General features: G+C 29.2%; 33 protein-coding genes and 1 riboswitch. Of the genes, 26 read left to right on the top strand and 7 right to left on the bottom strand.

Annotated features, from left to right (window positions below; translation table 11 throughout):
- Positions 1–60 precede the first annotated feature (60 nt).
- The 11 genes from ABXT39_RS03070 to ABXT39_RS03120 all read left to right on the top strand — a co-directional run bounded on the left by ABXT39_RS03070 (position 61) and on the right by ABXT39_RS03120 (position 9,606).
- The gene (locus tag ABXT39_RS03070; protein WP_415295799.1) at positions 61–702 is read left to right on the top strand and encodes an aspartyl/asparaginyl beta-hydroxylase domain-containing protein; all 642 of its coding nucleotides are present in this window, start codon (positions 61–63) and stop codon (positions 700–702) included.
- A gap of 1 nt (position 703) precedes the next feature.
- Complete coding sequence (rpiB, locus tag ABXT39_RS03075) at positions 704–1,129, top strand: ribose 5-phosphate isomerase B (protein ID WP_415295800.1); 426 nt, start codon at positions 704–706, stop codon at positions 1,127–1,129.
- Positions 1,130–1,131: 2 nt separating this feature from the next.
- Complete coding sequence (glyA, locus tag ABXT39_RS03080) at positions 1,132–2,442, top strand: serine hydroxymethyltransferase (protein ID WP_415295801.1); 1,311 nt, start codon at positions 1,132–1,134, stop codon at positions 2,440–2,442.
- Positions 2,442–2,900, top strand: coding sequence for a transcriptional regulator NrdR (gene nrdR / locus ABXT39_RS03085; RefSeq protein ID WP_415277649.1), 459 nt, complete (start codon positions 2,442–2,444; stop codon positions 2,898–2,900). Before glyA ends, nrdR begins: the two co-directional genes overlap by 1 nt.
- Positions 2,881–3,981, top strand: a complete 1,101-nt coding sequence (gene ribD / locus ABXT39_RS03090) for a bifunctional diaminohydroxyphosphoribosylaminopyrimidine deaminase/5-amino-6-(5-phosphoribosylamino)uracil reductase RibD (protein WP_415295802.1) — start codon at positions 2,881–2,883, stop codon at positions 3,979–3,981. Before nrdR ends, ribD begins: the two co-directional genes overlap by 20 nt.
- A 4-nt stretch (positions 3,982–3,985) precedes the next feature.
- Entirely contained in the window at positions 3,986–4,579 is a 594-nt protein-coding gene (locus ABXT39_RS03095; RefSeq protein ID WP_415295803.1) for a riboflavin synthase, read from the top strand.
- Positions 4,566–5,666: a 3,4-dihydroxy-2-butanone-4-phosphate synthase gene (gene ribB / locus ABXT39_RS03100; RefSeq protein ID WP_415295804.1), complete on the top strand. Its 1,101-nt coding sequence runs from the start codon at positions 4,566–4,568 to the stop codon at positions 5,664–5,666. The genes ABXT39_RS03095 and ribB overlap by 14 nt, the downstream gene beginning before the upstream one ends.
- Positions 5,666–6,052 carry a 6,7-dimethyl-8-ribityllumazine synthase gene (gene ribH, locus ABXT39_RS03105; RefSeq protein WP_415295805.1) on the top strand — a complete coding sequence of 129 codons (387 nt, stop codon included), beginning with the start codon at positions 5,666–5,668 and terminating at the stop codon, positions 6,050–6,052. The genes ribB and ribH overlap by 1 nt, the downstream gene beginning before the upstream one ends.
- A 2-nt stretch (positions 6,053–6,054) precedes the next feature.
- Positions 6,055–6,459: a transcription antitermination factor NusB gene (locus ABXT39_RS03110; RefSeq protein ID WP_415295806.1), complete on the top strand. Its 405-nt coding sequence runs from the start codon at positions 6,055–6,057 to the stop codon at positions 6,457–6,459.
- A complete protein-coding gene (gene thiL, locus ABXT39_RS03115; RefSeq protein WP_415295807.1) occupies positions 6,452–7,411 on the top strand; it encodes a thiamine-phosphate kinase in 960 nt (319 codons plus the stop codon). Before ABXT39_RS03110 ends, thiL begins: the two co-directional genes overlap by 8 nt.
- Before the next feature lie 89 nt (positions 7,412–7,500).
- The gene (locus tag ABXT39_RS03120; RefSeq protein ID WP_415295808.1) at positions 7,501–9,606 is read left to right on the top strand and encodes a sodium-translocating pyrophosphatase; all 2,106 of its coding nucleotides are present in this window, start codon (positions 7,501–7,503) and stop codon (positions 9,604–9,606) included.
- On the opposite strand, the gene ABXT39_RS03125 is transcribed toward ABXT39_RS03120, so the two are convergent.
- Positions 9,599–10,060: a hypothetical protein gene (locus tag ABXT39_RS03125; protein WP_415295809.1), complete on the bottom strand. Its 462-nt coding sequence runs from the start codon at positions 10,058–10,060 to the stop codon at positions 9,599–9,601. The two genes, ABXT39_RS03120 and ABXT39_RS03125, sit on opposite strands and share 8 nt — an antisense overlap.
- Here ABXT39_RS03125 and ABXT39_RS03130 point away from each other — a divergent pair.
- The 6 genes from ABXT39_RS03130 to ABXT39_RS03155 are packed head-to-tail and all read left to right on the top strand — an operon-like array spanning position 10,059 to position 12,597.
- A complete protein-coding gene (locus tag ABXT39_RS03130; RefSeq protein WP_415295810.1) occupies positions 10,059–10,526 on the top strand; it encodes a ubiquinol-cytochrome C chaperone family protein in 468 nt (155 codons plus the stop codon). The two genes, ABXT39_RS03125 and ABXT39_RS03130, sit on opposite strands and share 2 nt — an antisense overlap.
- Before the next feature lie 7 nt (positions 10,527–10,533).
- Positions 10,534–10,716: a 50S ribosomal protein L32 gene (gene rpmF, locus ABXT39_RS03135; RefSeq protein ID WP_415295811.1), complete on the top strand. Its 183-nt coding sequence runs from the start codon at positions 10,534–10,536 to the stop codon at positions 10,714–10,716.
- 14 nt (positions 10,717–10,730) lie between these two features.
- Positions 10,731–11,735, top strand: coding sequence for a phosphate acyltransferase PlsX (plsX, locus tag ABXT39_RS03140; RefSeq protein WP_415295812.1), 1,005 nt, complete (start codon positions 10,731–10,733; stop codon positions 11,733–11,735).
- Positions 11,735–12,037, top strand: coding sequence for an HU family DNA-binding protein (locus tag ABXT39_RS03145; RefSeq protein WP_415295813.1), 303 nt, complete (start codon positions 11,735–11,737; stop codon positions 12,035–12,037). The genes plsX and ABXT39_RS03145 overlap by 1 nt, the downstream gene beginning before the upstream one ends.
- On the top strand, positions 12,027–12,404 hold the full coding sequence (locus ABXT39_RS03150) for a MerR family transcriptional regulator (protein WP_415295814.1): 378 nt from the start codon (positions 12,027–12,029) through the stop codon (positions 12,402–12,404). Before ABXT39_RS03145 ends, ABXT39_RS03150 begins: the two co-directional genes overlap by 11 nt.
- A gap of 1 nt (position 12,405) precedes the next feature.
- On the top strand, positions 12,406–12,597 hold the full coding sequence (locus ABXT39_RS03155) for a 50S ribosomal protein L33 (RefSeq protein WP_006996892.1): 192 nt from the start codon (positions 12,406–12,408) through the stop codon (positions 12,595–12,597).
- A 2-nt stretch (positions 12,598–12,599) separates the two neighbouring features.
- Here ABXT39_RS03155 and ABXT39_RS03160 read toward each other — a convergent pair whose 3' ends face one another.
- Positions 12,600–12,890 (bottom strand): chorismate mutase, encoded by a 291-nt coding sequence (locus tag ABXT39_RS03160; protein ID WP_415295815.1) that lies wholly within the window; start codon positions 12,888–12,890, stop codon positions 12,600–12,602.
- Between the two features lie 42 nt (positions 12,891–12,932).
- Between ABXT39_RS03160 and ABXT39_RS03165 the strand changes: the two genes are divergently transcribed.
- The gene (locus tag ABXT39_RS03165; protein WP_415295816.1) at positions 12,933–13,943 is read left to right on the top strand and encodes a COX15/CtaA family protein; all 1,011 of its coding nucleotides are present in this window, start codon (positions 12,933–12,935) and stop codon (positions 13,941–13,943) included.
- Here the strand turns inward: ABXT39_RS03165 and ABXT39_RS03170 are convergent.
- Positions 13,936–15,276 (bottom strand): O-acetylhomoserine aminocarboxypropyltransferase/cysteine synthase family protein, encoded by a 1,341-nt coding sequence (locus tag ABXT39_RS03170; RefSeq protein WP_415295817.1) that lies wholly within the window; start codon positions 15,274–15,276, stop codon positions 13,936–13,938. The genes ABXT39_RS03165 and ABXT39_RS03170 overlap by 8 nt on opposite strands.
- A 4-nt stretch (positions 15,277–15,280) precedes the next feature.
- A riboswitch (SAM riboswitch) is annotated at positions 15,281–15,349 on the bottom strand.
- Between the two features lie 137 nt (positions 15,350–15,486).
- On the opposite strand from ABXT39_RS03170, the gene rplM reads away from it, so the two are divergent.
- From rplM to ABXT39_RS03205, 7 genes are read left to right on the top strand one after another with little or no spacing between them, the layout of a single operon-like run.
- Entirely contained in the window at positions 15,487–15,948 is a 462-nt protein-coding gene (gene rplM, locus ABXT39_RS03175; RefSeq protein WP_415295818.1) for a 50S ribosomal protein L13, read from the top strand.
- A gap of 1 nt (position 15,949) precedes the next feature.
- Positions 15,950–16,399: a 30S ribosomal protein S9 gene (gene rpsI, locus ABXT39_RS03180; protein ID WP_415295819.1), complete on the top strand. Its 450-nt coding sequence runs from the start codon at positions 15,950–15,952 to the stop codon at positions 16,397–16,399.
- Between the two features lie 34 nt (positions 16,400–16,433).
- Entirely contained in the window at positions 16,434–17,456 is a 1,023-nt protein-coding gene (gene argC, locus ABXT39_RS03185; protein ID WP_415295820.1) for an N-acetyl-gamma-glutamyl-phosphate reductase, read from the top strand.
- On the top strand, positions 17,453–17,677 hold the full coding sequence (locus ABXT39_RS03190; protein ID WP_415295821.1) for a hypothetical protein: 225 nt from the start codon (positions 17,453–17,455) through the stop codon (positions 17,675–17,677). Before argC ends, ABXT39_RS03190 begins: the two co-directional genes overlap by 4 nt.
- Positions 17,678–18,970, top strand: coding sequence for a homoserine dehydrogenase (locus tag ABXT39_RS03195; RefSeq protein ID WP_415295822.1), 1,293 nt, complete (start codon positions 17,678–17,680; stop codon positions 18,968–18,970).
- Positions 18,970–19,872: an AEC family transporter gene (locus ABXT39_RS03200; protein WP_415295823.1), complete on the top strand. Its 903-nt coding sequence runs from the start codon at positions 18,970–18,972 to the stop codon at positions 19,870–19,872. The genes ABXT39_RS03195 and ABXT39_RS03200 overlap by 1 nt, the downstream gene beginning before the upstream one ends.
- 17 nt (positions 19,873–19,889) lie before the next feature.
- Positions 19,890–20,738 (top strand): DMT family transporter, encoded by an 849-nt coding sequence (locus ABXT39_RS03205; RefSeq protein ID WP_415295824.1) that lies wholly within the window; start codon positions 19,890–19,892, stop codon positions 20,736–20,738.
- Between the two features lie 597 nt (positions 20,739–21,335).
- On the opposite strand, the gene ABXT39_RS03210 is transcribed toward ABXT39_RS03205, so the two are convergent.
- From ABXT39_RS03210 to ABXT39_RS03220, 3 genes are read right to left on the bottom strand one after another with little or no spacing between them, the layout of a single operon-like run.
- The gene (locus ABXT39_RS03210; RefSeq protein ID WP_415295825.1) at positions 21,336–21,614 is read right to left on the bottom strand and encodes a methylated-DNA--[protein]-cysteine S-methyltransferase; all 279 of its coding nucleotides are present in this window, start codon (positions 21,612–21,614) and stop codon (positions 21,336–21,338) included.
- A complete protein-coding gene (locus tag ABXT39_RS03215; RefSeq protein WP_415295826.1) occupies positions 21,595–22,032 on the bottom strand; it encodes a GNAT family N-acetyltransferase in 438 nt (145 codons plus the stop codon). Before ABXT39_RS03215 ends, ABXT39_RS03210 begins: the two co-directional genes overlap by 20 nt.
- A gap of 32 nt (positions 22,033–22,064) precedes the next feature.
- On the bottom strand, positions 22,065–22,301 hold the full coding sequence (locus tag ABXT39_RS03220; RefSeq protein ID WP_415295827.1) for a hypothetical protein: 237 nt from the start codon (positions 22,299–22,301) through the stop codon (positions 22,065–22,067).
- Positions 22,302–22,383: 82 nt separating this feature from the next.
- On the opposite strand from ABXT39_RS03220, the gene ABXT39_RS03225 reads away from it, so the two are divergent.
- Positions 22,384–23,340, top strand: coding sequence for a site-specific integrase (locus ABXT39_RS03225; protein ID WP_415295828.1), 957 nt, complete (start codon positions 22,384–22,386; stop codon positions 23,338–23,340).
- Positions 23,341–23,392: 52 nt separating this feature from the next.
- On the opposite strand, the gene ABXT39_RS03230 is transcribed toward ABXT39_RS03225, so the two are convergent.
- Positions 23,393–24,607: a DegT/DnrJ/EryC1/StrS family aminotransferase gene (locus ABXT39_RS03230; protein WP_415295829.1), complete on the bottom strand. Its 1,215-nt coding sequence runs from the start codon at positions 24,605–24,607 to the stop codon at positions 23,393–23,395.
- Positions 24,608–24,679 lie beyond the last annotated feature (72 nt).

The raw sequence follows: 24,679 nt of genomic DNA on the forward strand, positions 1-24,679 counted from the left end.
TTTAAAATGCGACAAATGTATTATACAAATATATATTAAATTAAGTAAAAAACAATCAGCATGAGTATTGAAAATAAAAATATTGTAAACTTAGATCTAAAAAAAGAAGAGAAGATTTTAGATTTTAGTGACTTTCAAAAACAAAATATCAAGTTTGATATTGATAAATTACAAGAAGCCTACAATCAAATTATTCAAACTAAAAAATTTGATGATGGTGGAGGAATTGCCCACTTTGGAGCTATTTCTCTAACACAAATTCCTGGTGACCCAGACTCTGTTAAAGGAAGCAAAGCTAGAGGTGTTTATTGGACAAAACCAGATAAGTCAGGAAAAGAAGTTTCAAGAGATGTTTCAATTGATGAAGCTGCTTATTCAGAATTTATACCCGACTATGAAAACACCTACTTTAAAGAAGTGTTTGATGTGCTTTCTTCAAAATATAAATTAGGTAGAATTAGGATTTTATTAAAGGAGCCAAGATCAACATTGAGTTGGCATAGAGATCCAGAACCAAGATTGCATATACCCCTAGTTTCAAATCCAGGCTGCCTAATGGTTATAGACAATGTTGCAAAACATATGCCTGCAGATGGATCGGTGTGGGTTACTAACAATACAAAATATCATAATGCTTTTAATGGTGGAGAAGAAAATAGAGTTCATCTAGTAGCATGTGTTTTAGATTATAAGTTTAATTAGATTGAAAAAAATATTTTTATCATCAGATCACGCTGGTTATAAGTTAAAGGAGTTAATTAAACTTCATTTAGATAAAAAAAAAATTAATTATACAGACTTAGGCCCATACAATAGTGATAGAGTTGATTATCCTGATTATGCTCATAAAGTTGCAAAAAAAGTTAAAACCAATAATAATCATACTGGTATATTAATTTGTGGCTCTGGGATGGGTATGAATATTGCTGCAAATAGACATAAAAATATACGTGCTGCTCAATGTTTTAATTTAAAATCTACTAAATTATCAAGATTGCATAATGATGCAAATATCATTACATTGGGATCTAGGCTGCTTACTAAAAAAAATGCTTTAAATTGTGTTAGTGTTTTTTTAAATACAAAGTTTGAAGGTGGAAGACACACAAAAAGAATAAAGAAAATTTAATTATGTCTAGTGAAAAAAACTATTTAAACGAAAACTATAAAAGCTTTTTTGAAGATAGTTTATCCGTAACTGATCCAGAATTACATAAAGCAATAAGTGATGAATTAAAAAGACAACAACAGCACATAGAACTAATTGCTTCTGAGAATATTGTTTCACAAGCTGTTCTAGAGGCACAAGGTTCTGTTTTAACAAATAAATATGCAGAAGGATATCCTGGAAAAAGATACTACAATGGATGTGAACATGTTGATGTTGCTGAAAACTTAGCCATTGAAAGATTAAAAAAATTGTTTGATTGTAAATTTGCAAACGCTCAACCACATTCTGGAGCTCAAGCGAATGGAGCTGTATTTTTAGCACTTTTAAATCCTGGTGATACTTTTATGGGGATGAGCTTAAATTCTGGTGGTCATATTACGCATGGATTAAAAATTTCAATGTCAGGTAAATGGTTCAATCCAATAGGATATGATGTTGATAAAGAATCGGAACTTATAGATTATGATAATGTTGAAAAACTCGCATTAGAACATAAACCAAAACTTATAATTTGTGGGGGCAGTGCTTACTCTAGGGTAATTGATTTTAAAAGATTTAGAGATATTGCTGATAAAGTAGGTGCATATTTAATGGTAGATATGGCACACTTTTCAGGTTTAGTTGCTGGTAAAGGTTACCCAAATCCATGTGAACATGCACACGTAGTAACTTCAACAACTCATAAAGTTTTTAGAAGTGCTAGAGGTGGAATTATTTTAACTAATCATGAAGACTTAGCAAAAAAATTTAATACAGCAGTATTTCCTGGTTATCAAGGTGGACCATTGATGCATGTCATTGCAGCAAAGGCAGCTGGTTTTTTAGAAGCATTAAGACCAGACTTTAAAGATTATATTAAATCAGTTTTAGCTAATGCAAAAATTTTATCAGGGACACTTAAGAATAATGGCTTTAAGATTTATTCTGGTGGAACAGATACACACTTAATGTTAGTTGATCTAAGACCCTTTAATGTTAAAGGTAATTTAGCAGCCGAAAGCCTTTCTAATGCTAATATTACATGTAATAAAAATGGAATACCTTTCGATTCAGAAAAGCCGATGATTACTTCTGGTATAAGATTGGGAACTCAAGCCGCTACAACTAGAGGTTTTGGATTAAAAGAATTCGAAAAAGTAGGTGAATTAATAACTAAAGTTGTAAAAGGTTTATCTGACAATCCTGAAGACAATAGTAAAATTGAAGAAGAAGTTAGAAATGAAGTTATGGAACTTACATCTCACTTCCCAATATATAAAAATTTAAAATAATGATTTGTTCAATTTGTAAAAAAGGAGAAACATCAGTTGTAGACTCTAGACCTACAGAAGATGGCACAGCCATAAGAAGAAGAAGACTTTGCGTATGTGGAGCCAGATTCACAACTTTTGAAAGAGTTCAGTTTAGAGAAATAATGGTTATTAAAAAGAATGGAAGAAAATCATCTTTTGACAGAGATAAGCTTTCAAAATCAATTTACATAGCATTAAAGAAAAGACCGATTGATACTGAAACAGCAGAAAAGTTTATAAGCAGGACTTCAAGAGCATTAGAAGAGCTTGGCCAAAGTGAAATTTCATCAAATACAATTGGTACAATGGTTATGGAAGGTTTGAAAGATCTTGATCCAGTCGCGTATGTTAGATTTGCATCAGTATATCGAAATTTTAGAGAAGAAAAAGACTTTGTGCAATTCGTGGACAAATTAGATGTCTACAAAAAAAGATAAATTTTCAAAAAAAGATAAAACTTTTATGGAGCTCGCCTTAAATCTGGCTAAAGCACGACATGGACTAACTGGTATTAACCCTTCCGTTGGATGTGTAATTGTTAAAAATAATGAAATACTTTCAATTGGTCAAACAGGTTTTGATGGCACACCTCACGCTGAATTTAATGCAATTAAAAATTCAAATGAAAACCTAAAAGATGCAAAAATGTATGTAACCCTTGAACCCTGTAGTCATTATGGAAAAACTCCTCCGTGCACAAATATTATAATTAAAAATAAAATTAAAGAAGTTGTGTATGCGGTAGAAGATATTGATAAAAAAGTTAATGGTAAAACTTTAAAAATTCTTCAATCTAAAGATATTTTAGTAAAAAAAAATTTACTTAAAAATGAAGTTAATAAATTTTATATACCTTATTTTTTTAATAGAAAAAATAACCTTCCTTACGTTACTGGTAAAATTGCAATTTCTAAAAATAACTTAATATATAGCAAAGATACAAAAAGAATTTCAGATATTCATACCGATAAATTTACACATTTTCTTAGATATAAAAATGACTCATTAATGATTTCTTCCAAAACTCTAAAAAAAGACAACCCAAAACTTAATTGTAGACTAGAAGGTTTGAATAAATTTTCTCCTAAAAGAATAATTTTAGACAGAAATCTAGAAACTAAAAAAAATTCGTATATTTTTAAAACAGCAAATAAAAACAATACTATAATTTTTTATCATAATGCCAAAACTAAAGAAAAATTAATGTTTAAAAAAAAAGGTATAACTTTAATCAAAGGTAAATTAATTAAAAATAGCTTTGATATTAAGTCAATTTTAAAAAAACTCTATGTCCTTGGCTGTAGAAATTTATTAGTTGAAGGAGGAAATGACCTTTCTAAACACATTGTTAAAAAAAGATTATTTAACGAGTTTTATCTATACAAATGTGCAAAAAGTTTATCAAATTTGGTTAACTATAAAGAGTTCAATTTTCTTAATGAATTAAAGAAAAATTATAATTATAAATTGAAAATTAATAAAGAATTAGGCAAAGACATAATTACACTTTACAAATAATATTATGTTTAATGGAATAATTTTCAACCAAGGCTTAATTACTAAATTTGAAAAAAGATCAAAGGGCATCAATATTTTTGTAAAAGCTGATTTAAAATTAACACGTAATGATCTAGGTGTATCAGTTGCCTGTGATGGTGTTTGCTTAACATTAATTGATATTAAAAATAAAATAATGGAATTTTATCTTTCAGATGAAACTATACAAAGATCAAAGTTCAAATTCTTAAAAATTAATGATAAAATTAACCTTGAACTTCCTTTAAAATTTGGTCAAAAAATATCAGGTCATATTTGCCAAGGTCACATTGATGCAGTAGGTAAAATTCAGAGTATTAATAAGATTGATAAATCATATTTATTTAATTTTGAGCTTGTTAAAAAAGAAAGAGCAAACTTAATTGAAAAAGCTTCTATTTGTATCAATGGAATTTCTTTAACAATTTCTAAAGTAACTAAAAAGGGTTTTCAAATATGGGTAATACCACACACATATAATCTCACTAATTTATCATCTCTAAAGAAAAACAGTCTCATTAATATAGAGATAGATATCTTATCTAAATACGTTAGAAATTATTTTAATGAAAAAAAATAATTTTACTCCAATAGAAAACATAATTTCCATTGCCAAGAGAGGTGGCATGTTTATTTTGGTTGATGATGAAAAAAGAGAAAATGAAGGAGACTTAATAATATCAACAACAGACTCAAGTGCTAAAAATATTAATTTTATGGCCAAATATGGTCGAGGATTAATTTGCCTAGCACTAGATAGCGTACAGGCAAAACGTTTAAATTTATCCTTAATGTCACCAATAAATCAATCAAGGAATAAAACTGCTTTTACAATTTCTATCGAAGCAAAAAAAGGAATTACAACTGGGATTTCAGCAAAAGATAGAGCTAAGACAATTAAAATTGCATCAAAAAAAAATGTAAATAAAAAAGATATTGTTTCGCCTGGTCATGTCTTTCCAATCATCGCCAAAGATGGAGGTGTTTTAGTTAGAGCCGGTCATACAGAAGCATCTGTGGATATCTCAAAACTAGCTAAAAAAAATAATTCAGCAGTTATTTGTGAAATAATGAATGAAGATGGTACAATGGCTAAGGGTCAAGATTTATTTAACTTTGCAAAAAAACATAATTTAAAGATTGGCAAAATAGAAGATCTTATTGCTTATCGTTTAAAAAAAGAAAAACTAATTAAACTTAAAAAACAATCTGATATTGAAGTTAAAAATCAGAAATATAAAATTAGAATTTATGAAAATCTTTTAGATGGATCTGAGCATTTTGCTCTAATTAAAGGAAATATTAAAAAAGGGATAGTACCAAGAGTTAGAGTAATTTCATCTAACGTAGTTCAAAACTATTTAATCAATCAGCAATTACCAAATTCATTTGATAAAACTTTAAATTATTTTAAGAAATTTAATAACTGTGTTTTAGTTTTTATAAAAGATACAAACTTAAAATCTGTTACACAAACACTCAAGGATTATAAGAACAAAGATTTCTATAAAAAAGGAAATGATAAACTAATAAGAAATTATGGTATTGGGGCTCAAATAATTAAAGATTTAAAGATTAAAAATATGATATTAATTACCAAATCTCTGAAAAAAGTTATTGGTTTAGAGGGTTATGATATAAAGATTACTAAACAAGAAATCATTTAATGAAAAAAAAATATTTAATAGTTATTGCAGATTATTATAAAGATATCTCTATAGGTTTACTTAATAGCGCAAAAGACATTTTGCCAAAATCTAGTTTAATAAAAATTATCAATGTTCCAGGTGTTTTTGAAATACCCGTTACAATTTCAAAAAATATTAAGAAGTATGATGCTTTTTTAGCTCTTGGTTGTGTTATTAAAGGCCAAACACCACACTTTGATTTTATTTCTCATGCTTCAACTAATGCAATAATGAAACTATCTATAGAAAACAAAAAACCCATTGGTAATGGAATTATTACTTGCCTTAATATGCGTCAAGCTATAGCTAGGAAAAAAAAGGGAAGAGAAGCAGCTCATGCTGTTATATCTGTTCTTTCTCAATAACAATGAGAACTCCATATAATCCAAATCAAAGTCCAAGAGTTATAATTATCCAAAAATTATACGGAAATTTTTTTAATGATGACACAGATTTAACTTTTCCTAAACATAGATTTAAAAAATTTATTAAGGATGTGGTTTTAGGTACAATAGAAAGAGACGAAGTGATTAAAGAGGAAGTTAAAAAATATTTAAGTGAAGATATTCAACTAACTAATTTAGATAAAGTTTTTCAAATAATTGTTAAATCAGCTATATTTGAGTTTCTATATAAGCCAAAAGTATCTACTAAAATAATTATTAAAGAATATCTTGATGCATCAAATTTTTTTTTAGAAGACTCTCAAACAAAATACTTGAATGCTATACTGGATAAAATAGCTAAAAAAATAAGAACATCTAATGCATGAATTTGAATTAATAAAAAATTACTTTCAAAAACTTTCCTCAAAATCACCTAGTGCTTTAAATTTAAATGACGATGTTTTTTTTGATAAAAAAAATAGATTAGTTGTTTCAGTTGACACATATACTGAAGGTAATCATTTTATAGATTTTAAAAAGCCAGAATTAGTTATTAAAAAGATAATTAGATCGTCCATATCAGATCTTATCTGTAAAGGTGTTAAGCCAAAATATTATTTTATTTCGGGGTCAGGTAATAAAAAAAGTTTTTCTAAATCAAATTTATCAAAAATTAGCAAAGCACTTAACCAAGAACAAAATAAATATAAGATATTTTTAAGTGGTGGAGACACGGTTTTTTCAAATAAGTTAAGTTTTACAATTATCTCAATTGGTTTTGCTAATAATATTATCTATAGAAATAAAGCTAAAATTAATGATGATATTTATGTATCTGGCAATCTAGGTGATAGTTATTTGGGTTTATTAGTTTTACAAAACAAAATTAAACTTAATCAGCGATTAAAAAAATATTTTATTAATCAGTATTTTATGCCAAATATTCAATTACAATTAATAGACAAAATTAAGAAATTTGCCAACACGTCAATTGATATCTCTGATGGACTATTAGCGGATCTTGATAAAATGATTAATAGTCAAAAATTATCATTCAAACTTTTTTTAAAAGATATTCCAATTTCAGATAATCTTAAAAAAGTACTTGATTTTAAGAAACTATCTAAGATCAACTATATTTCTAATGGTGATGATTATCAGATTTTATTTACGGCCTCAAAAAACAAGATGGGAATCATAAAAAAAATAGCTTCTAATTGTAGAGTTAAGCTTACAAAAATTGGCTCAATCCAAAGCTATGTTGAAAAATCATCCATTATTGATGGTAAAAATCTTCAAATATCCCTTAAAAACAAGGGTTATTTTCATAAGTTTTAGTAAGTTAAATATTGCCTTTTATTGCTTTTTTTGTATTGTCCGGACTTTAAATAATAAAATTTTAACAACCAAACAACTAAAAAGGCATCATGAACTCACTTATAGAAACAATATTACTTTACACCATAGCAGCAGGATCACTTGCAATCGTTTATGGGTTTTTTACTGGTTTAAATATTCTTAATCTAAGTGCTGGAAATGCAAAAATGCAAGAAATCGCATCTGCAATTCAGATTGGAGCTAAAGCTTATCTAACAAGACAGTATAAAACGATAGCCGTGGTTGGAGTTGTTGTTTTAGTTATTATTTGTGCAGTGTTTAGCCCTTTAGTTGGTCTTGGTTATTTTATTGGTGCAACACTATCTGGAATAGCTGGATATGTCGGAATGTTAGTTTCGGTTCAAGCTAATGTTAGAACTGCTGAAGCTTCGAGAAAAGGTTTAGCGAGTGGTCTTGCCGTAGCTTTTAAATCAGGTGCTGTCACTGGAATGCTTGTTGCTGGTTTAGCTTTATTAGCTATAGCAGTTTATTATTATATTTTATTAAGAATGGGTGTTGCCGATAGAGAAGTAGTTAATGCATTGGTTGCATTAGGTTTTGGTGCTTCATTAATATCAATTTTTGCTAGATTAGGTGGTGGAATTTTTACTAAAGGTGCAGATGTTGGTGCTGACTTAGTTGGTAAAGTTGAAGCTGGAATACCCGAGGATGATCCTAGAAACCCAGCAGTTATAGCAGATAACGTTGGAGACAATGTTGGTGACTGTGCTGGAATGGCAGCAGATTTATTTGAAACTTATGCTGTAACTATTGTTGCAACAATGGTTTTATCTTCAATATTTTTTGTAGGCGATATGAATATGATGATCTACCCTTTAACAATTGGTGGAGCCTGTATCTTAACTTCAATTTTAGGAACTTTCTTTGTTAAACTTGGAAGAAGCAAGAATGTTATGAATGCTTTATATAAAGGATTTGTTGTCTCTGCCGTTTCTTCATTAGTAATTTTATACCCCGTAACTGATTATGTAATTGGTTTTGCAAGCGAGTATACTGTTAATGGTAAAAGCTTTACTGGTATGAGCTTATATTATTGTGGAATAATTGGTTTAGTTATTACTGGTTTATTAATTTGGATTACTGAATACTACACTGGAACAGAGTACAGACCAGTGAGAAGTATTGCAAAATCCTCAACAACAGGACATGGAACAAATGTTATTCAAGGATTAGCTGTTTCTATGGAAGCTACAGCAATACCTGCATTAATTATTGTTGCTGGGATTTTAGCTACAAACTCAATTGCTGGTCTTTATGGTATTGCAATATCTGTTACTACAATGTTAGCTTTAGCTGGAATGGTTGTTGCTCTTGACGCTTATGGTCCTGTAACTGATAACGCTGGTGGTATTGCTGAAATGGCTAAATTACCTAATAACGTGAGAAAGACTACAGATGCATTGGATGCAGTAGGTAACACAACTAAAGCTGTTACCAAAGGTTACGCAATTGGTTCAGCTGGTTTAGGTGCATTAGTTTTGTTTGCAGCTTACGTTGAAGATATTAAGCATTTTTCTGGAACGGCAGGATCTAAATTAGAGGGAATAGTTGTAACCTTTGATTTAACTAATCCTTATGTTGTTGTTGGTTTATTAATTGGTGGAATGCTTCCATATTTATTTGGATCAATGGGCATGCAAGCTGTTGGCAGAGCAGGTGGAGCTGTAGTTATAGAGGTTAGAAGGCAATTTAAAAAGTTCCCAGGAATTATGAAGGGTACTCAAAAACCAGATTACGCCAAACTTGTTGATTTATTAACTCAAGCTGCAATTAAAGAGATGGTAATACCATCTTTACTACCAGTTCTATCGCCAATAGTTTTATATTTTGTAATTCTACCTATCGGTGGTCAAGCTGAAGCGTTAGCTGCAGTTGGTGCAATGTTACTTGGTGTGATCATAACAGGTCTGTTTGTTGCTGTTTCAATGACTGCAGGTGGTGGAGCTTGGGATAATGCAAAAAAGTATATTGAGGACGGACATCATGGTGGAAAAGGCTCTGAAGCTCATAAAGCTGCTGTAACTGGAGACACTGTCGGAGACCCGTACAAAGATACTGCGGGTCCTGCTGTAAACCCAATGATTAAGATTACTAATATTGTAGCATTATTGCTGTTGGCGGTTATTGCTAATTAGCATTATTTCTACGTCTTTTTGGGCTATCTATTTTATCTCTTAAGCTTGAGATAAATCCATAGACAAAAGTATCCTTGCTGGACAATGAAGTTGTTTTGTCAGAAAATTTAATATTCTCAACATCTTTTAAGGTGTAGAGTTTTTTATCAATCAATGTGCCTCTATTATTAATCTCTAAAACTAAAACATTGCTTTTTAAATCTTTCTTCTTACCTAGTTTAATAAAAGAACCAACTGTCGTTTTTTTTTCAATATATATCCACAAGTCATTATTAAAATAACTTTTAGTTGATGGTGGACCAAGCTCAGAAAGAATATCATTTCTATTTGCTTGATTGATTAAAAGTTTTTTTTCCTTAATCTCTAGAAATGCAGAACCATGATTGTTTTCTATTTTATTTATAGTACAATTTGAAGTAATTAAGATTAATGTTAAAAGTAATATATTTTTCATGAACAATATATACATCAATATCTACAACAATTTAGTTAAATTAACTAGAAATAAAGATTTGTATAAAGGTTTTAAAAATCAAGATACTTTTTCTGATAGATTGATATTCTTTTTACTCCATTTTGCTTTCTTTTTGAAAGTTCATAAGGAAAATAATGGCAAAAAACTACTCCAAGAAATTTATGATTTTACTTTCAGGCAAGTTGAATTAAGCATCAGGGAGATTGGTTATGGTGACCAATCAATTAATAAAAAAATGAAAGATTACCTAAACTTATTCTATGGAATGATTGATAAAATTCATAGTTGGGATGAATTAGATACAGAATCTAGAAACTCTATTTTGGTAAATTTTTTAGATAATTCAACTAATATTGAGTATTTAGTTAAATATTTTGAAAATTATAGGTTAAATTTAAAAAATAATACTTTAAATTCTTATATAAAAGGTGTAGTTAAGCATTAATTTTATTATGGCTGTACCTAAACGAAAACAATCACCGTCAAGAACTGGAATGAGAAGAGCTCAGAATATGAAGTTCAAATCTACTAATATTGTTGAGGATAAGAAATCTGGTGAATTTAGATTACCTCATCATTTAGATTTAAAGACTGGCATGTACAGAGGTAGACAAGTTTTAGATCCTAAGGAATAAAAGTCCAAAATTAAATGAGCAAAATAATAAAGATTGCAGTTGATGCAATGGGTGGAGATAATTCACCAAAAAAAATTATAGATGGAATTAATCATCATTATAAGAGTAACATTAACACTTTTTATAAAATTTTTGGTGATAAGGAAAAAATCCAATATTATATCAATGACCAGCTACCCTCATCTTCATTTGAAATAATTCATACTAAAGATATAGTTAAAGGAACAGACAGTCCTTTAGAGGGAGCTAAAAGAGGAAAAAACACTAGTATGTGGTTAGCCATACAAAGTGTTAAAGAAAAAAAATCTGATATAGTTATTTCTGCTGGTAACACTGGGGCGTTACTTGTTATTTCAAAACTCAATCTTAAGATGATTGAAAATATTGATAAACCAGCGCTTTCAGCTTTATGGCCAAATAAAAAGAATATGAGTGTTGTACTAGATTTGGGAGCAAATATTGAGTGCAATCCAAAAAACTTAATTGATTTTTCTATTATGGGGTCTTCATTATTTAAATCTTTATATCCAGACGATACAGCAAGAGTTGCTTTATTAAATATTGGGTCTGAGGAGCTTAAGGGCAACGAAACTATCAAAGAAACCTATCAACAACTAAACCAAAAAAATAACACTGGATTTGAATTTAAAGGGTACATCGAAGGTAATCAGTTAATGAATGGAGATGTAAATGTTATAGTTGCAGATGGATTTACTGGAAATGTAGCTTTAAAAACAGCTGAGGGTACTGCTAACTTTATTACAAGTGAATTAAAGAAAGCTATGACAGGTAATATTATTGGTAAAATTTCATCCTTGTTAAACATTTCAAATTTAAATAAATTTAAAGCAAGACTGGACCCAAGACTTTATAATGGTGCAATTTTTATAGGTTTAGACTCTCCTGTTATTAAAAGTCATGGTGGAACAGATTATATAGGCTTTTCAAACTCCTTAAGTGTTTGTACTAGAATTGTTAGCGGTAATTTAATAGAAAAGATAAGAAACAATATCAGTTAATGCAAAGAACTAACTTAACAAAAAAAGACCTTATAAGCTCAATTTATATGCAGATTGGTTTTTCAAAAAACATATCTGAAAATTTGATTGATGATTTTCTAATCACAATAGTAGAAAATTTAAAAAAAGAAAAAAAATTAAAGCTCTCAAAATTTGGTACTTTTTCTATAAGGAGCAAAAAAAGTAGAATTGGACGAAATCCTAAAACAAAAGAACAAATAACTATATCTAATAGAGATGTTGTTTTATTTAAAGCTTCTAAGGAATTTAAAGATTTGGTAAATTCTAAGAATGACGCATAAAAATAATGACGCTTATAAATCAATAGGTGAGGTCGCTAAAATTCTTGAACTTATAAATAGGAAAAGAGGAACCCTGAATACTCATACCATTCGATTTTGGGAGAAGGAATTTAAGCAAATTAAGCCAAAAATTTTAAATGGTAATAGAAGATATTATAACAATGATACAATAGAAGTTTTAAAAAAAGTTAAATATCTCCTTAAAGATCAGGGAATGACAATTATTGGTGTTAAAAAAGTTCTTAATTCTGATAAATCATTAAAACTTGACGAATTACCAAATAATTCTATAAATGCTAATTATAGTTTAAAAAATAAACTTATGAAGATTTCTAAATTAATTAAAAAGATAAAAAGCTTAAAATAATATGGCAAAAAAAACACATGTTAAAGTTAGATTGGTACCAGAGGCTAAACCTGATAGTCCATTTTTTTATTATGTTAAAAAACCAGCAGGTGGTGAAAAAGCTAAAGTTAAATTATCTGCTAAGAAATATAATCCTTCTACAAGAAAACATGAAATGTTTGTAGAAAAAAAATTACCTCCACACAGTAAATAGTATTACTTTTTTCTAAAATTTCTTTTTTCGTAATCAATAAAAGTCCAAATCATATTTTTCCATATTCTATTAGTAATTTTGGGGTCTATGTTAGTTTGTATTGATTTTTTTTTAATCTTTTTAAGAATAAAATTGATCCTTTTTTGATCAATTATTTCCTTCTTATGAATTTTTACTTTTAAAACCTCATTGACTAGTGAGGATCTTTTTTTGATTAATTTAAGTAAATCATTATCAAGTTTATCAAGCTTTATTCTAATCTGATTTAGTTTTTTTTTATTAGTAGGCGACATTTATTCAATTGGTTATTAAGATAATTATTATAAGTATAATTTATGTTTGTAAATAGCGACAACTATATAAAATATTTAAAATTGTGGTTAATAACTTTATTTTCATTAATTGTTCTCATGGTTGCAGTTGGTGGTCTTACTAGATTAACAGATTCAGGTCTATCAATCACAGCTTGGGAGCTTTTTACTGGAATACTGCCACCACTAAATATTAGTGAGTGGAATTTTTATTTTTCAGAGTACAAAAAAATACCTGAATATCAAAATATTAATTATGGTATGTCTTTAGATGAATTTAAAGTAATTTTCTATTGGGAGTATGCTCATAGATTATTAGCAAGATTTGTTGGCTTGTTTACCTTGCTACCTTTGCTTTTCTTTAGTCTATATTTTAAAAATATCCAACATTATTCAAATAAATATTATTGGATATTTTTTCTTGTGTGTCTTCAAGGATTAATAGGTTGGTATATGGTCTCTAGTGGATTAATTGAAAATAATGACGTTAGTCACTTTAGACTTAGCATTCATTTATCTTTAGCTTTATTCATCCTATGTTTAATTTTCTGGTATATTTTAGACATTTATAAAACTAAAAAATTTCATAAAAGAATTCCAAATTTACTTTTATTATTCATACTCAAATTGATAGTTTTACAGATTGTATTGGGTGCTTTTTTATCAGGCTTAGATGGTGGTCTAATCTATAATTCGTGGCCTGATATGAACGGTAGCTTTTTCCCAAATGACGTTGGTTATAAAGATGTAATTAATACTCAATTATTTAACAACCCATCAATTGTTCAATTTTTACATAGAGTTACAGCTTATTTACTTTTATTTTTTATTATTATTTTAAATTATCTCTATATAAAAAATAATTATGGAACTAAAAATATTATACTATTTGATATTGCGATATTGGTTCAGATTTTTTTGGGAATTATAACCTTACTAACTGGTGTAGAGATTAAATATGCATCACTACACCAGTTAGGTTCAATTTTTGTATTAACTACTTATCTTGCAATTGTATATAAAAACTCTAACTAACAGCTTTAGCTTTATTAATGTCTTCAACATTATCTGTTCTTTTTAGAGCTTGTTCTAAATCTTCAATAATGTCATCAATATGCTCAAGACCAATACATAGCCTTACATATCCCGGTGTTACACCTGAAGCTAAAAGTTCTTCTTCATTTAATTGACTGTGTGTTGTTGTTGCGGGATGTATTGCTAGACTTCTAGCATCTCCAATATTTGCTACATGATAAAACATTTTTAAAGCTTCTATAAATTTTTTACCAGCTTCAATACCGCCCTTTAACTCGATACCAACTAAAGCACCATTTCCACCGTTTAGGTATTTTTTAGCTCTATTTCCAATTTCACCCTTGTATTGATTTGGATAAATAACTCTGGAAACTTCAGTGTGCTTAACTAAATAGTCGACAACTTTTTCAGCATTTGAACAATGTTGTTTCATTCTTAAAGCTACAGTTTCCAGTCCTTGGATTAATCCAAATGCATTATCAGGAGATAATGCTGCACCCAAATCTCTTAATAAGACAACTCTAGCTCTAACTGCAAAAGAAACGTTCGCACCAGTTAACTCGGGTACTACTTTACCCCATACCGCACCACCATAACTTGCATCAGGTTCATTAAATAGGGGCTGCCTTTTAGGATCTGCTGTCCAATCAAAATTACCACCATCGATTAAAGCTCCACCTACAACTGTACCATGTCCACCTATATATTTAGTAAGTGAATAAACAACTATAGCAGCACCGTGCTCTAAGGGCTTACATAGAACGGGAGAGGCCGTATTATCCATTATTAGTGGTATGTTATATTTTCTACCTATGTCAGATACTTCTTTAATAGGAAAAACTCTTAAGTACGGATTCGGTAAAGTTTCTCCATAAAATGCTCTAGTTTTATCATCTATGGCTTTTTCAAAGTTTTTAGGATCAGCAGGGTCTGCATACCTAACTTCTATTCCAAGCTTACTTAAAGTGTGTGTAAATAAAGAAACTGTTCCACCATAAAGATCGGTAGAGCTAACAATATTGTCTCCAGCTTTTGCAACGTTTAAAATTGAAAAAGTTGATGCCGTTTGACCGGATGATACGGTTAAACAAGCTAAGCCCCCCTCTAATGCAGCAAGTCTTTTTTCTAGGGCATCATTAGTAGGATTCATTATCCTTGTGTAGATATTACCAAACTCTTTTAAAGCAAATAAATTTGCAGCGTGTTCAGTACTGTCAAATTGATAAGAAGTTGTTCTATAAATTGGAACAGCTACTGCTTTAGTTGTTGGGTCACTTCTATAATCCCCACCATGTATGGCTATAGTCTCAGGGTTTTGTCTTTTTGTGCTCATCTTAATACTCCTTTTTTAGTACTTTTGCTTAATGCAAGGCGTACAATACAGTTCAAATGCGCCTACCGATAATGTATGTAAAAATCCTTTTTAGCATTACTAGCCTGCAATAGGAACAAATCGGCTCAATCAAACTATCATTTAAGTATGATATTGCAAGGGAAATATAAAATTGACATTATATCTAATAATAGTATTAATCCTCGCACAATGACTAAATTTCTAAAAAGTAGTGAATTAAACAGCAACTGGTTCGAGATAGATGCTAAAAATGCTGTAGTTGGTAGATTAGCATCAATCATAGCTATGATTGTAAGAGGAAAAAACAAAACTACTTTTACACCTCACATGGATGATGGTGATTTTGTTGTAGTTAAAAATGTTGAGCAGGCAAAATTTACTGGAAAAAAATTTAAAGACAAAAAATATTATAGACATACTGGTCATCCTGGTGGAATTAAAGAAATTACTCCTGAAAAATTATTAGAAAAAAACAAACCTGGTGAGACACTAAAATTAGCCGTTAAAAGAATGTTACCTGGAGGAGTTCTTGGTAGAAAACAGTTAACTAAAGTAAAAATTTATGCTGGTGAAGAGCACCCTCATGCAGCACAAAACCCAAAACTTTTAGACCTAGGTAAATTAAACAGTAAAAATTTAATAAGAAATTAATATGGAAACACCAGCCACACCAACTAAAGTATCCACAAAAAAACCTAAAATTAAATTAGATTTTAAAGACAGTAAATACGCGACTGGTAGAAGAAAAAAATCTATTGCAAAAATCTGGGTGAAAAAGGGTACTGGCAAAATTTACGTTAATGGCAGAACTATTGATGAATATTTTACTAGTGGAAGTCATAAAATGCAAATTACAAGACCATTTGAAATTATAAACCAAGCAACTGATTATGACGTAAGATGTAGTGTTGCAGGTGGTGGTCACACAGGTCAAGCTGGTGCAATGGTTCACGGTATTGCTAAAGCACTAATCTTATTTGATTCAGAGAATAGAGCGGTACTTAAGACAGAAAAGCTCAATACTAGAGACTCTAGATCAGTTGAGAGAAAAAAACCTGGTCGTAGAAAAGCTAGAAGAAGCTTCCAATTCTCGAAAAGATAATTCTTTTTTAACTCTAAACTGTTATAATAAAAAAATGCCTAGGCTTAATGTTTTAGTTGCTGGATCAACTGGTTATATTGGTGTTCAATTAATTAAATTACTAGTTAAACATAGTGATATTAAGATTAAATATCTTTGTGGAAATTCCTCTGTTGGAAAAAATATCTCTAGTTATGAAAAATCACTAAGTTCAAAGAAGTTACCTAAAATTATTAGATACAACAAAGCACTTTTAAAAAAGATAGACCTTGTTTTTACAGCTTTGCCTAATGGTGAGGCGCAAGATATTTCAAATGATTTATTAAAACACAATGTATTAATTGATTTAGCTGCAGACTTTAGACTTAATAAAGCATCAGATTATCTAAAATGGTACAAACAAAAACACAAATCAGTAAAAAATATTAAGAAATCTATTTACTCATTGCCAGAAATCAATGGTGACAAGGTAAAGAAATTTAATATTATTGGATGTCCAGGGTGCTACCCAACTTCAATACTTTTACCACTTATTCCTTTAGTTAAGAAAAATTTAATAAAAACAGATAATGTTATTATAGATTCAAAATCTGGTTACTCTGGAGCGGGTAGAGGTGTACATAACAAATATAAAGATAAAAACCTTTACGAGTCTTTAAGTGCTTATGGTGTAGGCTTTCACAGACATAACTCTGAAATTCAACAAGAAATTACCAACCATACTAAGAAGAAATTTTCTTTTACATTTACTCCCCATTTAATCCCAATGTTTAGAGGGATACTTAGCACTATTTATGTAGATCTTAATAAAGGTGTAACTATTAAAAAATTAGAAAGTACTTTAAAGAGTCAATATTCAAAAAACAGATTCGTTAAAATTTTAAAAACAAATTCATTATTAAGTACAAACGACGTAATTAACACGAATAATTGCTCTATAGTAATTTGTAAAACTAAGTATAAAAATAGAGTTATTATTTTATCTGTTATTGATAATTTAATTAAAGGTGGAGCAGGTCAAGCAATACAAAATATGAATATCAAATATGGTTTTAACGAAACAAAAGGATTAATTTGAAATACTTATTTTTACCTTTAATATTATTTTTAACTTCGTGCTCATTAAACAAAGACTCTGCTTATTGGAATGAAGATCCAATAAAAAAATCTGCTGAAGATAAAAAACTATCTATCATATTAAAGAAAACTGGTGATTATAAATCTATGACTTTTGATGAATTTAACCTTTTTCTTAAAGATTATTCAAATAACGCTGAATATCCAGATATTAACCAATAGATGAAAAATATAATTAACATTGCTGTAGTTGGTCTAGGACAAGTTGGTATCTATTTGTTAAATGAACTTAATACAAAAAAAAAAGATATTGAGCTTAAGACGGGTAAAAAGATTAATATAGTAGCTGTTTCAGCAAGAAGCATTTCTAAAAAAAGAAGATTTAAAGTTAATAAGAAAATATTTTTTAAAAACCCATTAGAAATTTTTAATAAGACCAAAGTAGATATTTTATTTGAAGCTATAGGTATGTCAGATGGAGTATCTAAAAAAGTTGTAGAAACTGCTCTAAAAAATAAAATACATGTAATCACTCCCAATAAAGCGCTTATCTCTAAACATGGTGATTATTTAGGAAAGTTAGCTGAAGACAATGGTGTTAATTTAGAATTTGAAGCATCTGTAGCAGGTGGAATTCCAATATTAAGAACCATTAAAGAGGGTCTTGCAACTAACAAAATTTCTAAAGTTTATGGAATTTTAAATGGCACTTCTAACTACATTCTTTCAGAAATGGAAAATTCTAATGATAGTTTTTCTAACGTATTAAAGAAAGCTCAAAAATTAGGATATGCTGAACCAGACAACCCTAAATTAGACTTAAATGGTTTTGATGCATTTGCTAAAGTAAGAATTTTATCTGCTCTTGCATTTAATATTAAAATTTCAAAACATAAATGCCTAATGGAAGGTATTGAGAAAATTGAATTAAAAGACATAGAAATTTCTAATCAATTAAATCTACGTATCAAACTCCTTGGTATTTCTGAGATGATTAATGGTCAACTTTTTGAGACTGTACACCCGTGTTTGGTTAGTAAAAATTCATATATTGGTAATGTTGGTGGTGTTATGAATGCTGTTATCCTTGAAGGGAAGCCAGTTGGTGAAAGTATATTACAAGGAGAGGGAGCCGGTCCTGGACCTACATCTTCTTCTTTGTTATCAGATTTACTTTCAATTTTAAGAGGTAACATTAAGAAGCCATTTGGTATTCCTGGAAATAAACTTAAATCAATTAAATGTTACAATGTTGATAATTATGTGAATTCATTGTATCTGAGATTTGAAGTTAAAGACAAACCTGGTGTTTTATCAACAATCACTAACAGATTAGCTAAGTATAAAATTTCAGTAAAAAGATTAATTCAAACTCCTGATAAAAAAAATAACAAAGCTACTATTGTTATTATTACGCATAAAACTAATGAGCTTAATTCTAAGAATTGTCTTTCTATCTTCAAAAAAGATAAAAATATTCTTAAATATCCTACACTTATTAGAATTTATAATTAATGGAAATATATTTAAAACTGTTTGAGGTTTTATTTCCTGTCTTTTTTGTTGTTGGTATTGGATATTATTTGGGTAAAAATAATCCAAAAATTGACACCACTTTTATAACCAATTTTGCTGCTAATATTGGAACTCCAGCAATGATTATATATGCACTAACTTCAACTGGTATATCATTTGAAATATTTAAAAATTATTTTTGGTACTTTTTAATTGCAATTGCTGCCTTTACTTTTATTGGAATTATTTTTTTATTCTTCTTAAAAACAAAGGATATCATCCGTGAGCTTCCACCGTTTATTATGCCAAATACTGGAAATATGGGCTTACCAATATGTTTGTTTGCTTATGGATCTCAAGGATTGGGAGTAGCTGCTGCTATTTCAGCTTTAATAATTCTGTGTCACTTTACGTTGGGAATTTTTCTTGCTGATAGAAAATTCAATATTAATGTTATTCTTAAAAATCCACCATTTTATGCAATCATAATTTCAGTAATTTTCCTATATTTCAAAATAGAACTTCCTGTCTTTGTAGAAAACACAACTTTTCTACTAATGTATGCTACAATTTTTTTAATATTAATGTCTTTAGGAATTGCTTTAACTCGTTTTAAAGTTTTTTCTTTTAAGAAAGCTTTAATTTCTTCAATTGGAAGAGTTGTCTTAGGTCCTATTGTTGCGTTATTAATCATTAGATATTTTGATCTATCGGGATTTGCAGCTGGTGTTTTATTAATTCAATGCTCAATGCCTAGTGCTGTTTTAAATTATCTTGTAGCCTCAATTTATTCGCCGAAAAAAATTGTAGATAGCGTTGCTAGTACCATCGTTGTCTCTACAGTTATGTCTTTTGCTACTATTCCAGTGGTCGTATTCTTTGCTTTAAAATACTTTAATTAAACTGTATCTATTGGCTTATGAAAGCCATCACATTTAACCTTTTAGCCTGGGTAATGCTTCCAATCATGGATGGTTTTGCCAAGTATTTAAGTGCAGATATGCCAGTTTTACAGATTACTTGGGCAAGATACTTTTTTACGGTCGCATTCACGCTTCCTATAATGTTCTTCTTTTATAATAAGCAGCTTGTTTGGACTGATAAGCCTAAGTTACAAATAATAAGAGGGTTGATACTACTTTGTGCTAATATTTGTTTCTTCTACGCAATATCTGTTATCTCTTTAGCTAAAGCTTTAACGCTTGCCTTTGTGGCACCCTTAATTGTTACTGCATTTTCTCCCATATTTTTGGGTGAGAAGGTGGGCGTAAGGAGGTGGACTGCAGTTATTATAGGGTTTATTGGCTCTCTAGTCGTTATAAGGCCAGGTTTTGTAGAGATCAACTTAGCTAGTCTAGCTGCATTAGGAACAGGTATAATGTATGGGTTCTATTTAATAATTACCCGTAAATTGAGTACTTCAGATAATCCTTTATTAACCCTATTATTAACTGGATTAGTTGGATTAGTAGCTGTTTCAGGTTTAATGCCTTTTATTTGGGTTAATCCAAGCCCTTCTCAATGGTCTATGATGGCCTCTATAGGTGTATTTGCATGCATTGGGCACTTATTTCTTATATTATCCCTTAAATACGCTGATGCTTCTAAATTAGCTCCATTTAGCTACTTTGAAATCATTACTAATATCATTATTGGGTATTACTTTTTTAGTGACTTTCCTGATAATTGGACATTCTTAGGTTTGTCCATTATTATTATGAGTGGAATTTATATCTCTAGAAGAGAATCTTATATTAAATCCAATTAATTAGAGATCACTTGTTTACTAATACTTAATATTATACATTAATAATATATCTTAAACTACTGTAATTATTAATTTAAATATAATATTGTAAATTTTTAAATTATAGATAAAATACAATAATATATAACAAATGTTTAAATTATAGTTACTAAAAATAGGCCTAAAATAAAATAAAAGTAGCATAAATCTGTTTTTCTATAGTTGAAAAAGTGAGAATTGAGAGATTTTGATTTTTAGTAAATTAAATATAGTTTTATAGCTAGGTAAAATGGTGATTTAGTATTGATATTAAATACTTATTTCAATTAATAGAGCATTTTTGTTAAATTAGATTATTTATGTAGTGGAATAGGGGGCTAAAAAAGCCAGTAAAATGGTCTTTTTTACTCCTTCTATAATCGTTGCTATTGTTGACAAGTAGAGCAATGCAGTATGAGAATATAGTGTTTAAACGTCCATAGGATGGTCTATTTTGGCTGAAAGTCCATTCGCAGTACAACTAGAAGGATGCATTACAGCAATTAGACAAAAATATGGCTAAATACCTAAAAAGTATTTGATACCAAGGGTTTTTGAGGTTTTTTGGGGTTAAAAGTACTATTTTATGAAGATCTTTTCTGATCTCAATAAACGTCGTTTTTGTTGAATTCCACCTTTTCCAGAGTATCCGCCGAGACTTCCATCTGATCTGATCACTCGATGACAGGGTATTTTAGGTGGGTAGGGGTTTTTACCCACTGCATTAGCAACAGCTCTGAATGCCTTAGGTTTTCCAATGGCTTTAGCAACTTCTAAGTAGGTCTTAACTTTGCCTTTGGGTATTTTCTTCAGGTAATTCCACACTTTTAGCTGAAACTTAGTTCCCTTTAAGTTCATAGAGTTCAAATCCAGTATTATTAGCTATTTTATCGTATAATTTCTTTGCATTTTCATTGGAAGAGTGGGTGATCCAACGAATTCCATTCCAATTATTGGCCTTAGATAATGATTTTAGGTGACTAATGAGTTTCTGAGCTATTTTTTGACCTCTAGATTCTGGCTCTACAAACAAATCATCTAAAAAACCAATATATTGGCCCTTAATTGGTCTAGGCATTGTTCTATAATGGGCAATTCCCAAGATTTTACCCTTTAATTCAAAGCAAATAGCATTAACATCATGAGCTTCATCATGAATCCATCCCCATAAAGTGTCTAAAATCTCTGTATTCATTGGAACTTTGTAGAAATCAGCATAACCATTATATAATTTAGCCCAATTTCCCTTATCTTTTTGCTCTAATTTCCTAATCATTTAGTTTAATTTTGTTATTTAAATTATTGAAATCATTGTTTTTTGTCTATTTTATAAGCCTTATCTAACCAAAAATAAAGCGCTACTGCAATTAATCCTGGAATTAATAAATCTGAAGTTGTTGTATGATTAGCGAAAATAACAAAAATGAAATATAGAGCATTTATAATAAATAAAATAAGTGGGATTAAAATTTTCCATACACCCCAAAAAAAATAAGCAATTCCAGCTAGCATAAGTAACAATAAGACAATTAATTTCCCATCCATAATTTTATATTTATATGTATTGACAAACAAAAACACTTAATATATTACTAACGATAATTAAAGATTATCAATAGTAATAAATATGAATGATATAATAACAGATATAAAAGCTTTACAAGAAGAAACATTACAAAACTTACAAAGCTCTAAGGCTAATAATACTGTAAGAGCTTATAGATCTGATTTTAATGATTTTAGTTTGTTTTGTGTGCAGAACGGTTTTAAATCACTTCCTTCAGAACCAAAAATAGTTTCCCTTTATTTAACATATTTATCGATAAAAGACTTTAAAATCAGCACTTTAAAGAGAAGATTGGTATCCATTGGAGTTATACATAAATTGAAAGGGCATTACCTGGATACAAAACACCCCTCAATAATTGAAAATATTATGGGTATAAAAAGAAGAAAAGGTAGCATTCAAAAGTCTAAAAAGCCTATATTAATCAGCAATTTAAAAGAAATAATTAATGTTATAGATCATCAAAAAAAAGAAGAAATTAAAAAATGTCGAGATAGAACAATAATCCTAATCGGTTTTTCAGGGGGATTTCGAAGAAACGAGATAGTATCGTTAGACTATGATGATCTAGATTTTGTTCCTGAGGGCTTAAAAATCAACCTTAGAAGGTCTAAAACAGATCAATTTGGTGAAGGTTTTACAAAAGCACTACCCTACTTTGATAACCCACAATATTGCCCTGTATCATCATTAAAAAATTGGCTAGAGATTTCAAAAATAAATTCTGGACCTGTGTTTAGAAGATTTGTTAAAGGATCGAAGCTATCAAAAAATAGATTAACAGACCAAACAGTAGCTTTACTTCTCAAGGAATACTTAAATTTGACTGGTATGGATAGCAAGAATTACTCCGGTCACAGTCTAAGGTCAGGTTTTGCTACGTCTGCTGCAGAGTCTGGTGTTGAAGAGCGAAGTATTATGGCTATGACAGGCCACAAATCTACAGAAATGGTAAGAAGGTATATTAAAGAATCAAATCTATTTAAAAACAATGCTTTAAATAAGTTGAAATTTTAATAATATTTTTAATTATTTTATAATTAATGAGCTTATTAGTTAAAGAAATAAACTACTTAAGTGATTGAAATTTAAATTTAACAAAAAAACGATCAAATTTAGATAGCATATAATTGATATCTTTATTAGTCAGGCCGTGATGGCATCCAATTAGAAGTCCATTTTTCATAACATTGTCACTATTTATAGTAGCGTCTTTACATTTTTTATATATTTTTGATTTCATTATAGGCTGTCTTAAAATATTACCTGTAAATATAGTTCTTGTTTGAATACCATTTTTTTCTAGAAAAATTTGAAGATTTTTTCTAACTAATTTATTTTGATTTCTAATTATTAGTGGAAAGGCAAGCCATCCTGTTTTTAACCCTTTAAATTCATTAGGTAGAATAAATAAGTTCTCATACTTTCTAAAGTAATCATAAATTTTATTAAAGTTTTTAACTCTAGTGTTAATATTTTGTTTTAATTTTTTTAATTGCTCTAGAGCAAAAGCAGCAGATATTTCAGAGGGTAGAAAATTATAACCCATTTCAGAAAATATATACTTTCCGTCATAAGGAATTCCATCAACTTTTTTATTAAATCTTAAACTAATATCTTCAGATTCATTGAATGTTGCAGAAGATCTACCCCACCCTCTTAATAATTTAGCTTGATTGTAAAGTTTTTTATCATTGAAACAAACAATGCCACCAAAACCGGCACCAGTAATAATGTGAGATGCATACATGCTATTAGTAGTAATATCAGAGTATTTACCAAAATTTTTATTATTAAATGTATAACCAACGGTATCAGCAGAATCCTCAATAATCTTTAACTTATGTTTTTTTGCAATTTTATAAATTGCAGGCCAATAAGGAACATTACCAAGTAAGTTTGGTATCATAATTGCAACGGTCTTTTTATTAATACATTTTTCAATTTGATCAATTCTAGATACAAAAGTTGCTTTATCCACATCAATAAAGTGTGGAACTAAACCTAGCTGATAAATTGGAGCTATTGTTGTGGAAAATGTTAAAGTTGGTGTGATAATTTCAGACCCCTTTTTAAAATTAAATGAGGATAAAGCTAATAAATTAGCAGATGATCCAGAATTGACCATTAAACCAAATTTTTTACCAAACAGTTTAGATAGTTTATGCTCAAGTTCTTTTACAGATGGACCATCAATTAATGTTAGAGATTTCTTTTTTAATACCCTTATGACAGCACTAATCTCTTTTTGGTCATATACGGCTTTACCATAATAAATTTTCATAGTGTTTAATTATATAATTAAATATTTTAAAAATAACATGTAGATAGATGTATCTAAATTTATTTGTAGATA

Source organism: Candidatus Pelagibacter sp. Uisw_113, assembly GCF_047717815.1.
Taxonomy (GTDB): domain Bacteria; phylum Pseudomonadota; class Alphaproteobacteria; order Pelagibacterales; family Pelagibacteraceae; genus Pelagibacter.